Annotated in this window: 12 protein-coding genes and 1 pseudogene; 4 read left to right on the forward strand and 9 right to left on the reverse strand. The window is 65.4% G+C overall.

The genetic code is table 11. The features are described 5' to 3' along the window. Positions 1-517 (reverse strand): LLM class flavin-dependent oxidoreductase (locus tag B3T59_RS20810; protein WP_287005023.1); only part of this gene is annotated, 517 nt, incomplete at its 3' end. Between the two features lie 155 nt (positions 518-672). On the opposite strand from B3T59_RS20810, the gene B3T59_RS20815 reads away from it, so the two are divergent. Then, positions 673-867 (forward strand): hypothetical protein, encoded by a 195-nt coding sequence (locus B3T59_RS20815; RefSeq protein WP_005206674.1) that lies wholly within the window; start codon positions 673-675, stop codon positions 865-867. Continuing rightward, positions 864-2018: an LLM class flavin-dependent oxidoreductase gene (locus B3T59_RS20820; protein ID WP_064861232.1), complete on the forward strand. Its 1155-nt coding sequence runs from the start codon at positions 864-866 to the stop codon at positions 2016-2018. Before B3T59_RS20815 ends, B3T59_RS20820 begins: the two co-directional genes overlap by 4 nt. Positions 2019-2037: 19 nt before the next feature. On the opposite strand, the gene B3T59_RS20825 is transcribed toward B3T59_RS20820, so the two are convergent. From B3T59_RS20825 to B3T59_RS20835, 3 genes are all read right to left on the reverse strand, one after another. Further along, complete coding sequence (locus B3T59_RS20825) at positions 2038-3162, reverse strand: acyl-CoA dehydrogenase family protein (RefSeq protein ID WP_005206672.1); 1125 nt, start codon at positions 3160-3162, stop codon at positions 2038-2040. Positions 3163-3189: 27 nt separating this feature from the next. Further along, positions 3190-4359, reverse strand: coding sequence for an acyl-CoA dehydrogenase family protein (locus B3T59_RS20830; RefSeq protein WP_287005024.1), 1170 nt, complete (start codon positions 4357-4359; stop codon positions 3190-3192). A gap of 167 nt (positions 4360-4526) precedes the next feature. After that, positions 4527-5774 (reverse strand): MFS transporter, encoded by a 1248-nt coding sequence (locus B3T59_RS20835; RefSeq protein WP_287005025.1) that lies wholly within the window; start codon positions 5772-5774, stop codon positions 4527-4529. 126 nt (positions 5775-5900) lie between these two features. Between B3T59_RS20835 and B3T59_RS20840 the strand changes: the two genes are divergently transcribed. Both B3T59_RS20840 and B3T59_RS20845 read left to right on the forward strand, forming a co-directional pair. Further along, positions 5901-6494 carry a TetR/AcrR family transcriptional regulator gene (locus tag B3T59_RS20840; RefSeq protein WP_064905712.1) on the forward strand — a complete coding sequence of 198 codons (594 nt, stop codon included), beginning with the start codon at positions 5901-5903 and terminating at the stop codon, positions 6492-6494. An 86-nt stretch (positions 6495-6580) separates the two neighbouring features. After that, positions 6581-8008: an amidase gene (locus B3T59_RS20845; protein ID WP_064905714.1), complete on the forward strand. Its 1428-nt coding sequence runs from the start codon at positions 6581-6583 to the stop codon at positions 8006-8008. Positions 8009-8099: 91 nt separating this feature from the next. Here B3T59_RS20845 and B3T59_RS20850 read toward each other — a convergent pair whose 3' ends face one another. The 5 genes and pseudogenes from B3T59_RS20850 to B3T59_RS20870 form a co-directional block, all read right to left on the reverse strand. Further along, positions 8100-9743, reverse strand: a complete 1644-nt coding sequence (locus B3T59_RS20850; protein WP_049697589.1) for a solute symporter family protein — start codon at positions 9741-9743, stop codon at positions 8100-8102. 83 nt (positions 9744-9826) lie between these two features. After that, positions 9827-10102 (reverse strand): annotated as a pseudogene (locus B3T59_RS20855) (DUF485 domain-containing protein); the annotation flags it as partial. Positions 10103-10353: 251 nt separating this feature from the next. Beyond that, positions 10354-12102 (reverse strand): cation acetate symporter, encoded by a 1749-nt coding sequence (locus B3T59_RS20860; RefSeq protein ID WP_064905716.1) that lies wholly within the window; start codon positions 12100-12102, stop codon positions 10354-10356. Next, the gene (locus tag B3T59_RS20865) at positions 12099-12551 is read right to left on the reverse strand and encodes a hypothetical protein (RefSeq protein ID WP_005206662.1); all 453 of its coding nucleotides are present in this window, start codon (positions 12549-12551) and stop codon (positions 12099-12101) included. Before B3T59_RS20865 ends, B3T59_RS20860 begins: the two co-directional genes overlap by 4 nt. Then, positions 12548-13327 carry a LytR/AlgR family response regulator transcription factor gene (locus tag B3T59_RS20870; protein ID WP_005206660.1) on the reverse strand — a complete coding sequence of 260 codons (780 nt, stop codon included), beginning with the start codon at positions 13325-13327 and terminating at the stop codon, positions 12548-12550. The genes B3T59_RS20865 and B3T59_RS20870 overlap by 4 nt, the downstream gene beginning before the upstream one ends. Positions 13328-13451 lie beyond the last annotated feature (124 nt).

The following is a 13451-nucleotide window of genomic DNA, read 5'->3' on the forward strand; positions in this document are numbered from 1 at the left end:
TCACCTCCGCGTATTCGGCGGCTTCTCGGTGCAGCGCAGCACGATCCGACGCCACCTCGACGTCGCGACGCCCGAACAGGCCGACGTTCTCGGGCCGGTCGTCGACGGCCAGCACAACGCCAGCGCGTCCGCCGCTGACATAGTCGAGCGTGGCGATCGCCTTCGACGTGTGGAACGGCTCGGTGTGCGTCACGGTCACGGTGGGCATCAGTCCGATGCGCGTGGTGAGCGGCGCGATACGTGCCGCGATCAGCACGGTGTCGAGTCTGCCGTTGACGAGGTCGGTACGCACCGGCGGCGCGGCGGTCGACGACTCGCCAGGCAGTATCGGTCGAGGCTCGAATCCGTCGTCGAGGGTGACGAGATCGGCTCCCGCACGTTCGGCGGCGATGATCGCGTCGCGCCAGTAGCTGGCGTGCAACAGTGCGTCCGGTCTGGCCTCCGGGTCTCGCCATGCGGCCGGGTGTCGACCGGCGCCCCGCAGTCCGATGGCCAACGACAGCGTTGAATCACTCACGACTCGTCTCAACGGTCGGTCCGCTCGGGTCTCTTCCTGACCGAGGCCAAAAGATCAGCGTGAGCGCAACCGTTCACCCGATCGGCGATTGGGTGCTTACTGGGACATTGCGGACTGAGAACAGAGCTGCCGAAATTCGAGCTGTGGGAGTGACGATGAGCTGGTTGACCAAGATAGGCGTGCTGTCGCAGATGGTCGACACGCACCACCAGATGCTGTTGCGCGGAGCAGCGGGGATGACGCCCGAATCGTCGGCCGCTTACTACCCGGGAGTCGGCCATGCTGACCCGAGCATCGGCACCCACACCGCCGGCGCCCCACACGACAACCCGCAGCGTATCCCTCAATGACCGCGGAACGAACTGCGCCGCTGCCCCTCTCAGTCCTCGACCTTGCGCCGATCAGTGACGGGTCGACTCCCGCAGAGGCGGTACGGCGCAGCATCGCGCTGGCGCGCGCCGCCGAGGAGTGGGGCTATCGACGCTTCTGGCTCGCCGAGCACCACTTCGTCTCGGTCGGTTCGTCGTCGACTGCCACGCTGATAGCCCTGGTCGCTGCCGCAACCGAGTCGATCCGGGTCGGCAGTGCGGCGGTTCAGCTCGGACATCACACCGCGGCGTCGGTCGTCGAGGCGTTCGGCACCATCGACGCGGTGTTTCCCGGTCGCCTCGACCTCGGGCTCGGGCGGTCGGGGCAACGGCGCACCGAAGCACTCGCCGCGGCGGCGGCTGCGCCCAAGGGGCCGCCACCCGCGGCCGAACCCGAACGCCTCGTCGACGGTCTGCTCCTACCCGAACCGTTCGCCGGCGCGAGTATTCTGTCGTCACCGCTGATCGGTGCCACCGCGGCGGCACTGGAGTTCGAGGGTGCCACGCAGCCCGACTTCGCCGACGCCGTGTCCGACATCCTCGCGCTGCTCGACGGGGGGCTGCGCGTCGGCGACGTCGAATTGCACGCTGTCCCAGGCGAACACGCCAGCGTCGAGGTCTGGGTATTCGGTAGCAGTAAGGGGCAGAGCGCGCAGGTCGCAGGTGCCGAGGGTCTACCGTTCGTCGCGAACTATCACGTCAGTCCCGCGACAGTTCTCGAGGCGGTCGAAGCCTACCGGGCCAACTTCCGTCCGTCGGCCCGTCTGTCCGAGCCGTACGTAGTGGTGTCCGCGGACGTAGTCGTTGCCGAAGATGATTCGACCGCAACACATCTCGCGTCGACATACGGCCACTGGGTGCACGACATCCGGACCGGCAGGGGAGCGCAACCCTACCTCGATCCCGATAGCGCAGGGCAGCTGACCGGTGAGCAACTGGCGGTTGTCGATGACCGGATTCGGACTCAGTTCGTGGGCTCGCCGTCGACCGTCGCCGAACGACTCGACACGCTGGCGCGCGTCACCGGCGCCGATGAGCTCGTGATCACCAGCGTCACACACGATTTCGACGACCGGCTTCGCTCGCACCAGCTCCTGGCAGCAGAATGGGGGCTCACCGACTCACGTCGATGAACCCCCATCTGGTGCGAACCTAGTTGACGGTCACCATCTCGTAATCGCCGAGCTTGCCGGCGAGGACACCGAGGTGTTCGTCAGCGTCGCCGAGGGTGCGAGAGATCGCGGTCAGGCGTGCAACGTAATGTCCCACAGGGTATTCCGCTGTCATGCCGATGCCGCCGTGCATCTGGATCGCTTCCTGACCCACCTTGCGTGCCGAGCGGCAGACCTGCAGCTTCGTGCGGCTGTAGACCGACGGGTCGTCGACCTCGTCGTTGAGCGAAGCCGTCGCATACAGGCTCATGCTGCGTGCCAGCTCGAGCGCCACGTACACGTCCGAGGCGCGCTGCGTCAGTGTCTGGAAGGTCTTGAGCGGTACCCCGAACTGCTTGCGCGACTTGAGGTATTCGGTCGTCAGCTCCATCGCGCGTTCCATCGCGCCGACTGCCTCGGCGCACTGGGCCGTCTGCGCGAAGATGTCCGCGTAGGCGATCGCGTCGGACTGATCACCCTCGGCCAATTCGATCGCCGGGGCGTTGGCAAAGGTCACCCGGGCGGCTCGACGGTCGTCGTAGGTGCGGAACCCGTCGACGGTCACCCCCGATGCGTCGGCGTCGACGATGAACAGACCGATGGTTCCGTCGGCGCGGCGGGCGCTGACGACGAACTTCTGTGCCACGTCGCCCGCGAGGACGGGGTACTTCACTCCGTCGAGGGTGACGCCGTCGCTCGCGCCGGTCGCCGTGGTGGCGACTGCCGCTGCGGGCCAACGATCTTCGGGTTCTGCGTGTGCGTATCCGAGCAGCAGCCGTCCCTCCGAGACCTCTGTCAGCAGGCTGGTGCGGCGGTCACCCGACGCGACCCTGTCGATGACGACGCCCGGCAACAACGCGCCGTACAGCAGTGGCTCGGGTGCGAGGCTGCGACCAACCTCGCCCATCAGCGCACTGACCTCGACCGGCCCCGCGCCGGTGCCGCCCGCGTCCTCGCTGAACGGCAGTCCGAGGATGCCGATCTCGGCAAGCGACTCCCAAATCGACGCCGACCAGCCGGTGTCGGTCTCCGACACCGCGCGGATCTTCTCGATGTCATAACTCTTGAACACGCTGCGGACGGTGTCGCGCAGCAGTGACTGCTCTTCGGTGAGCTCGAAATCCATTGTGTTACTCCAGGTGTGGTTGTCGGGCTACAGGCCGAGGATCGACGACGAGATGATGCTGCGCTGGACCTCCGACGAACCGCCGTAGATGGTCACCTTGCGGTAGTTGAGGTATTCGGGCACCGCGAGCTGCGCCCAGTCGGGTGTTCCGACACCCGGCGCGTCAACCGCCAGACCGCGCGCACCCGCAACATCTGCGAGCAACTCGGTTGCCGACTGCTGCAGCTCACTGCCACGCAGCTTGACCAGTGACGACACCGGATTCGGCTTGCCGTCGGCAGAGCCTGCGACGACGCGCAGCTGGGTGACCTCGAGCGCGAGCAGTTCGGTTTCGAGTTCGGCGAGGCGCGCGGCGAACAGCGGGTCCTCGAGCAGCGTGCCGGTCGCGGTCTTCGTCGCGGCGGCGAGCTTCTTGGCCTCGGCCAGCTTGGTCTTGGTCCAGCCGACACGTGCGATACCGGTGCGCTCGTTGCCGAGCAGGAACTTGGCGTAGGTCCAGCCGGCGTTCTCCTCGCCGACGAGGTTCTCGACGGGCACCTTGACGTCGTTGAAGAAGACCTCGTTGACCTCGACGCTGCCGTCGATGAGCTTGATCGGACGCATCTCGATTCCCGGAGTGTCGAGATCGATGAGCAGGAAGCTGATGCCCGCCTGCTTCTTGACGTCGGGATCGGTGCGTACGAGGCAGAAGATCCAGTCGGCGTACTGCCCGAGCGTGGTCCAGGTCTTCTGGCCGTTGACGATGTAGTGGTCGCCGTCGCGGACGGCGCGGGTCTTGAGGGACGCGAGGTCGGAGCCCGCCTCGGGCTCGGAGAATCCCTGGCACCACCAGATGTCGAGGTTGGCGGTCTTCGGGAGGAACCGCTCCTTGATCTCCTGTGAACCGAACGTCGCGATGACCGGACCCACCATGTTGACGTTGAACGTCAGGGGATCGGGCACGAAGTTCAGGCTGAGCTGATCGTGGTAGATGTTGCGCTGAATGGGCGTCCAGTCGCGGCCACCCCACCCGGTCGGCCAGCCGGGGGTGGCCAGACCCTCGGCGTTGAGGATGCGCTGGGTGGTGACGATGTCGTCGGGCAGGTTCAGCGTGCCTGCGGCAGCACGCTGACGGATCTCCTCGGGGATCTTCGTCGTGAAGAAGCTCTGGAGTTCTTCGCGGAACTTCTGTTCATCTGAATCGAACTTCAAGTGCATGTAACCAGTCTTACCCTGTGGCACCTGTACTGCGAAAGTGCGGCCCCGCGAGATTCCTCCAGATCGTGATCTCGGCCACGCTGTACCCGCAGCCTGAGTCCTCACCGTAGTGAGTCGAGACCGTGGCGTCGCATCGAGCGCCGAGGCGTTCGGTAAGTGAGGACGCGTCAGGCGCGAACGCGATTGTTTCTGGTTCGCGTCCATGCGGTGACGAGTGCGCCGAAAACGGTGATGGCGAGGACATAGGCGACGTAGCAGACGACGGTCTCCTGCAGACCGATGTGCGACACCACGAGTCCCGCGATCACCGCGGGAACACTGAAGGCGACGTAGCTCGTGATGAAGACTGCCGAGAACACCTGCCCGCGCTGATGCGACGGAGTCTGGCTGCTCAGGTTGTCGAGTGCCCCCAGGAACGTAGCCGCGAAACCGGAACCCGCGATGATCGACCCGACGATGTAGAGCGGAAGCATCGACGTGAGGACTCCTGCCAGGGAGATGATCGCGCCGCCGGCGAGTGCCGGATAGCCGTAAGTGAGTTTGGTACCAGCGTCCCAGGTGGTGATCGCGAGCGAGGTGACCGCGCCGGAGGCGAAGAATACGAACAGCACGGCGCCCGCGGCTCCGTGGTTGCCGATGCCGAATACACGCGCCACCACCGATGAACCAAGCGAGAGGTAGAGGCCTCCCATCGACCAGGTCGCCACGAATGCCGGGATTGCCGTGACGAACAGCTTCCGCAAGGCCGATGGCACCGACGCTTGAGGCGCGAGCGTTCGCCACAGGTGGCGGCGGGAATCGAAGCCGACGCGTTCCGATGTCTCCGGGATGATCAGGAGTGCGACGAGCAAAATCGCGAACACCGCCAGCGTCACCTCGTAGACGAGGAATCGCGGCGCGGGTGCGTACTGGACCAGCACGCCCGCAACGACGACGCCTGCCGCCAGTCCGAGTGTGGGTCCCGCGCCGGTGATCGCTGAACCCAGTCGCTCCGACGGCTGCATGTCGACGACCGTGGCGGTCAGTGTGCCGATTGCCGCTCCTGTCGCGAGTCCCTGTAGGGCCCGTGCCGCGATCAGGAGTCCGACGCTGTCGGCGGCGACGAACAGCGCCATGCTGCCGATGAGCAGCACGAGCGCGACCGCGAGGACCGGGCGTCGGCCGATGTGATCTGACAGGGAACCCACAGTGAGCAGGCTGACCAGCATGGTTGCGACATAGATCGCGAACACCACGGTCAGGGTGAACGGCGAGAATCCCCATAACTGCTGGTAGACGGGGTAAAGGGGGGAGGGGGCTGCCGACGCGAACAGCACCGTGATCATGGTTGCGGTGACGATCCAGAAAGCGCGGTGCGGGTGCAGCGGCCGTGCGCCGCGGCGGCGTCGAGCGGTGTTCTCCAACGTTGCGGTCACGACCGTGTCTCCTAAGGCAAAGCTGGTTGCATTAAGGCCAATGTATGCGGCCGCTGTTCTAAAAGCAATGGGATTTGCAATAATGGTGACATGGCTGGAACGTCGCAGGCAACGGAGAGATCGTCGATGGAAGGCGCAGCGTCGACGACCGTTCCATCAACGGCCACATCGCACGGCAAGCGTCCCGGTGGCCGGAGCGCTCGCGTGCAGAGTGCGGTCTTCACGGCTGTCGGTCAGCTCGTGGGTAGTGGAGAGCGGGAGACGATGACCATCCCGCAGGTCGCCGAGCTGGCGGGAGTGAATCCCACAAGCATCTATCGACGCTGGGGGACCATCGGCGATCTGCTCGAGGAGGTCGCGGTCGCCGCGCTGACGCAGGGCGAGGAACTGCCCGATCACGGCACACTCGCCGACGACCTCGCCGACTGGTCGCGGATCATCGCCGCCGACATCAGCCGTCCGAAACGTCGTGCGTATCTGCGGGCGATGACGTCGGCTCGCGACGGCATCGTCGAGGTGTGTCCGTGCTGGGAGATCCGGCGGGAGCAGGCGACGGAGATGATCGACCGCGCCACCGCGCGCGGCGAGAGCGCACCCAGCGTGCCGCAGGTGCTCAACCACATCATCGCCCCGCTCTATCACCATGCGGTCTTCGCGCTGCCGATCGACGACGACTTCGCCACCGACCTCGCCGCCGACGTCATGGCCATGGTTCGGTGAGCTGGGGTTCGGTGAGCCGGGGTTCGGTGAACCGTTGCGAACTGATCGTGTCCTGACGGCGGTCCGCTGCCGCTAGGCTTCGGGCCATGCAGCACGTACATGCCTTCCGCGACGATGCGCTGGGCGAACTCGACGGGGTAGGTGTCGGTGCGGCCATTGCCGCAGGCGAGATTTCGGCGGTTGAAGCGGTCGACGCGGCGCTTGACCGCATCGACGCGGTGAACTCGACGCTCAATGCGGTCGCCTTCGACGATCGTGAGCGCGCCCGCACACGCGCCGTCGAGACCGATTTCGGTACGGGATCGTTCGCCGGGGTGCCCTCGATCGTCAAGAACAACACCGACTTTGCCGGGATTCCGACTCGTAACGGCTCTGCCGCTACTCCTGACACTCCCGCGTCGACCACCGAGCCGCTTCTCGAACAGTTCGTCTCCACCGGTGTGAACATCGTCGGTGCGTCCACCTTGCCCGCCTTTGGGCTCACCGCGACAACGGAGTTCGTCGACAGGCCGCCCACCCGCAATCCGTGGAACACCGAATTTTCCTGTGGCGCTTCGTCGGGAGGGTCGGCCGCCCTGGTCGCGGCAGGCGCGCTTCCGATCGCGCACGCGAATGACGGAGGCGGGTCGATCCGTATCCCCGCGGCTGCGTGCGGCCTGGTGGGTTTCAAGCCGAGTCGGGGACGGCTGTTGCTGACGGCGGAATCGAAGCAGATGCCGATCGACCTGATCGCCAACGGAATCGTGAGCCGCTCGGTGCGCGATACCGCACACTTCCTCGCCGATGCCGAAAAGTATTGGTCCGCCGGCGATCTTCCCGCCATCGGACTCGTGTCCGGTGAAAGTCGACGTCAGCTCCGCATCGCGATGATGACGGAACCGATCACCGGACAGTTGCTCGACCGCGACACCGAGACCGCCGTCGCAGGCGTCGCCGAACTGCTCGAGTCGCTCGGGCACGGCGTCGAACATGTGCCGGTCCCCGTCGACAGGCGATACGTCGACGATTTCACCGAGTACTGGGCGCTGCTGGCCTTCTTCATCGACCACTTCGGAAAACGGTCCTACGGCAAGGGATTCGAGCGATCACAGCTCGATGCGTTCACGCGCGGACTGTCGCGGAAGTATCTGCGTCGCATGTGGCACACCCCCGCGATGATCCGCGCGCTCACACGCTCCACCGCGACGTTTCGGGAGATGTTCACGCGATTCGACGTGGTGCTCTCGCCGACGCTCGCGCACACCACTCCGGAGATCGGATACCTCAACCCCGCAGGCGATTTCGACGTCGTCTTCGAGCGGTTGATGCGATACGTCTCGTTCACGCCGATCAACAACACCTCCGGTACGCCCGCAGTCAGCCTGCCGCTGGCACAGTCGTCGACGGGATTGCCTGTGGGAGTGCACTTCTGCAGCGACATCGGTGATGAACGGACGCTGCTGGAGCTGGCATACCAACTCGAGGCGGCCCGGCCGTTCGCACGGATTCAGGACGCGCGCACGACGGCCGGCTGAGCCTGCCTGTTCACCGCACGATGCCGGGCACTCGATCGTCGATCGAGTGCCCGGCATCGCTGGTCCTACGAGGCTGTACGGCTCCGCTATATCAGTGCGCCACAGCCTTTTCGGCGCCGATCCCGGTGAGCGAACGCACCTCCATCTCCGCATTGCGTTCCGGAGTGCCCCGATCCTTGGGCGCTGTCAGCGTTCCGACGATCCCGAGCAGGAACGCGACCGGGATTGCCACGATCCCCGGGTTCTCCAGCGGGAACCACGCGAAATCGGAGCCGGGAAGCATCGACGTCGACTTACCCGACACTGCCGGTGAGAAGATGATGAGGATCAACGTCAGCCCGAGCCCGCCGTAGATGCTCCACAGCGCACCGCGGGTGTTGAATCGCTTCCAGTACAGCGAGAACAGGATCGTCGGCAGGTTGGCTGCCGCCGCGATCGCGAACGCGAGCGCCACGAGGAAGGCGACGTTCTGACCGTTGGCGAGGATGCCGAGCACGATGCCGAGCACACCGAGAGTCACCGCGGCCATCCGTGATACGCGCACCTGGTCGGCCTCACTTGCCTTGCCGCGCTTGATGACACTGCCGTAGATGTCGTGCGCGAAGGACGCCGACGCGGTGATGGTCAATCCCGCGACGACGGCGAGGATCGTCGCGAACGCGACCGCGGAGATCACTCCGAGCAGGATGACGCCACCGAGTTCGAAGGCCAGTAGCGGTGCTGCGGCGTTCTCCTTGCCTGCTGCGGCCATGATGCGGTCCGGACCGACAATCGCAGCAGCGCCGTAACCGAGCACGAGCGTGAAGAGGTAGAACGCGCCGATCAGAGCAATTGCCCAGACAACGGAGCGTCGAGCCTCCTTGGCGGTGGGAACCGTGTAGAAACGCATCAACACATGCGGGAGCCCCGCGGTGCCGAGCACGAGTGCAACAGCCAACGAGATGAAGTTGATCTTTGATTCCACCGAGCCGCCGTATTTGGCTCCGGGCGCGAGCACGTCATGCGAGGCGATCTTCTCACTCGACGACCCCGAAATGGCATGCTGCGCAGAGCCGAGGATCTCCGAGAAGTTCATCCCGAACTTGCCGAGCACCATGAGGGTCATGATGGCCGCGCCCGCAATCAGCAGGACGGCCTTGATGATCTGCACCCACGTGGTTCCCTTCATTCCGCCGACGAGCACGTAGACGATCATCAGTGCGCCGACCACGGCGATCACGATCGACTGGCCGGTGCGCGATTCGACGTCGAGGAGGAGCGCAACGAGGCCTCCGGCGCCCGCCATCTGCGCCAGCAGATAGAACAGGGAGACGACCAGCGTCGAGATCGCGGCGGCGAGACGGACGGGGCGTTGCCTCAATCGGAAGCTGAGCACATCTGCCATGGTGAACTTCCCTGTGTTGCGCAGTAATTCGGCAACGAGGAGAAGCGCGACCAGCCATGCGACGAGGAATCCAATGGAGTACAGGAAGCCGTCGTAACCGTAGACGGCGATGGCACCCGCGATGCCGAGGAAGCTCGCCGCAGAGAGGTAGTCACCCGCGATCGCAATTCCGTTCTGCGGGCCGGAGAATGCTCGGCCACCGGTGAAATAGTCTGCGGCAGTCGAGTTGTTTCGGCTCGCGCGGATTACCACGAACATGGTGATCGCCACGAACGCGGCGAAGATCGCGATGTTGGCGACGGGGTTCCCGACCGTTCCGGCGGCGAGATGCACTGTGGCTGAGGAGTTCATCGAGTCGCCCCCTCATCGGTGCCCTGTGTGGCGTTGGAGCTCTGTGTGGCATCGGCGCCCTGGCCGGTGGCCGCGCACTCCGTGTCCATTTCCTCGCGGAGAGCGGCCGCCCTGGGGTCGAGCTCACGATTGGCAAACCGCACGTAGGCCCCGGTGATGACGAAGGTCGAGACGAACTGCAGCAGACCCAGAATCAGCCCGACGTTGATGTTGCCCCAGACCGGAGTGGCCATGAAGTCGTGCGCGAAGGCGCCGAGGGCCACGTAGAGGCCGTACCAGATGAGAAAGAACGCAGTCATCGGAAAGACGAACCGGCGCAACGTCGTACGAAGATCCTGAAACTGGTCACTGCGCTGCATGTCGATGAACTGTTGCCCCGTCGGCGCGGAATGCGCTTCGGGTACGTGCTCTGTGGTTGACACCGTGCCTCCGAAAGAACTCGTGTGATGTGGATACCCGTCAACTCTCGAAGAGACGGAGATCACTCACAAGAGGTGTCGCAGGTCACACGATGAAGACCGCGAATCGTGCGCCGAGCGGTCGTTGCGCGCCGACGAACGGTTGCCCCATGGGCGTCGTCACATGCTCGTACAACCTTGTCGCCGCGGTGTCATGGCTCCTCTGGCACCCGTTCGACGCTCAGGCCGAGCCGTTCCGGCACATGCATCCGCGCGAAGATCTGCGACACATCGGCGACCCTGTGGCGGTGGGTCATCGCGCTCACGCAGATCATGGTCACAAAGGCGAGTGGAACGGTGACAGCGGCTGGGTAGCCGATGATCGCCGACGGCCAGCCGTTGCCGACCTCGTCGTCCACGACGTCCGCGATCGCCAGTGACGTCGCGATACCGGACGACAGCCCGCCAACGGCAAGGCCCGCGATGGCGCCCGCGGGCGTCAACCCGCGCCACCAGATTCCGAGTACGAGAAGCGGACACAGCGTCGACGCGGCGATGGCGAAGACGAACCCGACTGTCCGCGACAGTTCGAGATCTGACGCGGCGAACGAGATGACGATCGCGAGTGCACCACCGATCGCGGCTGCGAGTCGAAAGTCGCGGACCCGACCTGGCAGCACGTCGGTCGACAGGGCCCCTGCAACGCTGATGAGCAGACCGGACGACGTAGCGAGGAACGCCGCGATGGCGCCCGCCGCGACCAGCGCGGCGAACAGTTCGCCGAGAATGCCTCCGACCGCTGCGCTCGGGAGCAACAGCACCGCGGCGTCGGCGGTTCCGGTGATGAGGAGTTGGGGGACGTACACCCGGGCAAGCACGCCGAGGAGCAGGGGGAAGAGGTAGAACACGGCGAGCAGGACGATGACGGTCACCGCGGTTCGACGCGCCGAGCGTCCATCCGGATTGGTGTAGAAGCGCACCAGCACGTGCGGCAGCCCCATCACTCCGAGGAACGTCGCGACGATCAGCGAGAAGACGGCGAAAAGTGCGTGCGGGCCACCGAATCCGCCGCCGGACGCGAGCCATCTCTGGCCTGTCGACGGTGCGCCTGCCACAACGGGCGTCGCTGCTCCCGCGCGCAGGTGGATCGTGCTCCCCGCCGCAACGGTGTGTTCACCCGCCGACGCAAACGGTGCGTCGTTGACGGGCTGGCCGTCGATGACGCCTGTCACTTCGACACCGTCGGTTTCCGGTACTGCCACAACCACATCCGTGGTGACGTCGACCGTCGTCGCTTCGGACACTCGAGGGGGTGCGGGTTCGCCCAGTGCGGGCCGATCGGCGAAGAACACCACGAGAAGCGCAATCGTCGGAATTCCGATAGCCGTCAGCTTGAGCCAGTACTGAAACGCCTGGACGAAGGTGATCGACCGCATGCCGCCGCCCACCACGTTCACGACGACGATCGCTCCGACGAGAACCACCCCCACCCACACGGGTGCGCCGAGCAGGATGTTCAAAGTCAGTCCCGCGCCTTGGAGCTGGGGAATCAGATACATCAGGCAGACCACGACGACGACAACCATCGCGGTCTGGCGTGCCGCTCGCGAACCGAGTCTGAACTCCGCGAAATCCGGCACCGTGTACGCACCGGATCGGCGCAGCGGTGCCGCAACGAACATCAACAGGCCGAGGTATCCCGCGGTGAAGCCGACCGGATACCACAGCGCATCGGCGCCGTACTTGGCGACCAGCCCCGCCACTCCGAGAAACGATGCCGCAGAAAGGTATTCGCCTGAGATCGCCGTTGCGTTGCGCCGCGAACTGACCGCGCGCGAGGCGACAAGGAAGTCAGAGGTCGTGCGCGACCTCCTGCCACCGTAGACACCGACCGCCACCGTCGCGAGCGCAGCGAGGAGCAGCGCCGCCGCGGTGACGATGCGAATTCCGTAGTCGGTCACGGGTTCTCGCCATCCTCGACGACCCCGTCGGTCACATCCTCAACGCCCGCGTCGGTGCCGCTGTCGACGCCCACGTCGGTGTCCTCCTCTATGAGTCCGAGAAAGTCGTCCTCGGCCTGCTCCGCGATCCGCACGTACACCCGGCCCACCAGATAGAGCAGTGGATAGATCAGCACACCGAGAACAAGCCAGTTCAGTCGGACGCCGGCAATCGTCGCCTCGCCCAACGTCGGAAAGACGGTGCCCAGCAACGGAATGGAGGCAATGAGCAGAGCCGTCGTGACGCCGAGCCTAAGCGCGAGACCGAGCTGGGCGCGCATCAGACCCCGCACCAATGCATCGCCGACCTCGGTTTGCTCCCGGACCTCGACGCGCGTGCGAACCCTCCTGGCACCCCGTCGCTGTGCCAGCACCACGCGCTCACGGCGGGGAGTCGACGGCTCGCTCATGTGTCGTCGCCGGACGGCGTCCGGTAGGCACGAAGGGGGTCGTGGACGAGGCGCTCCTTCAACTCCCGGGATTGACGTCGACTCACCGGAAGCTCTACGGCGGGCGACGCGCCGTTTGCCCGTACACAGACCAGGGTCTGAGATCCGCTGGTGCGCATTCCGCCGACCATCGGCAGATACACCAGGTACGAACGGTGCACGCGGCTGAAACCGTGCTCACGCCAACGGGATTCGAGCGTCGAAAGCGGGATTCGCACCAGGTGCGCGCCGGAGTCCGAATGCAGCCGGGCGTAATCGCCGACGGCCTCGACCCAGGAGATCGAATCACGCCTCACCAACGACGTCACTCCGGACAGCTCCACGGGGATCACATCGTCGCTGACGTCCTGACGTGACTCTGCACCGACAGCCGACTGCGCGGCAACCGCACGTTCGACGGCCTGCCCGAGCCGCTCCTCGCGCAGTGGCTTCAACAGATAGTCGACGGCGCCGACGTCGAACGCATCCACCGCGCGATCCTCGTGTGCCGTGACGAACACGATCGACGGCGGGTCGGAGTAGTTGCCGAGCACACGGGCCAGTTCGATTCCCGAGAGCCCAGGCATATTGATGTCGAGAAAGATCGCCTCCACCGAGTTCTCGGCGAGTTCGCGCAGAGCGGCGGTGGCGTCACCCGCGCGGATCACCTCGCCGACATCTGTTCGCCGTTCGAGCAGGTACACCAGCTCGTCGAGCGCCGGAGGTTCGTCGTCGACGGCGAGAACGGTCAGGGTCATCGCGGGTTCGCCTCCTGCGTCGGCGGTGCTGGGTGCGTCGGCGACTGCTCAACACGCACACCTGCGCGAAATTTCGGCACCCGCATGGTGACCTTCGTGCCGGCACCCACACCTGTCTCGACCA

Source organism: Gordonia sp. UBA7860 (genome assembly GCF_002500165.1).
Classification (GTDB): domain Bacteria; phylum Actinomycetota; class Actinomycetes; order Mycobacteriales; family Mycobacteriaceae; genus Gordonia; species Gordonia sputi.

Coding starts and splice junctions, on each gene's coding strand:
- B3T59_RS20820 (WP_064861232.1), top strand. CDS start 864: ATGACCGCGGAACGAACTGCGCCGCTGCCCCTCTCAGTCCTCGACCTT.
- B3T59_RS20865 (WP_005206662.1), bottom strand. CDS start 12,551: ATGAGCGAGCCGTCGACTCCCCGCCGTGAGCGCGTGGTGCTGGCACAG.
- B3T59_RS20830 (WP_287005024.1), bottom strand. CDS start 4,359: ATGCACTTGAAGTTCGATTCAGATGAACAGAAGTTCCGCGAAGAACTC.
- B3T59_RS20850 (WP_049697589.1), bottom strand. CDS start 9,743: ATGAACTCCTCAGCCACAGTGCATCTCGCCGCCGGAACGGTCGGGAAC.
- B3T59_RS20815 (WP_005206674.1), top strand. CDS start 673: ATGAGCTGGTTGACCAAGATAGGCGTGCTGTCGCAGATGGTCGACACG.
- B3T59_RS20845 (WP_064905714.1), top strand. CDS start 6,581: ATGCAGCACGTACATGCCTTCCGCGACGATGCGCTGGGCGAACTCGAC.
- B3T59_RS20825 (WP_005206672.1), bottom strand. CDS start 3,162: ATGGATTTCGAGCTCACCGAAGAGCAGTCACTGCTGCGCGACACCGTC.
- B3T59_RS20870 (WP_005206660.1), bottom strand. CDS start 13,327: ATGACCCTGACCGTTCTCGCCGTCGACGACGAACCTCCGGCGCTCGAC.
- B3T59_RS20840 (WP_064905712.1), top strand. CDS start 5,901: ATGGAAGGCGCAGCGTCGACGACCGTTCCATCAACGGCCACATCGCAC.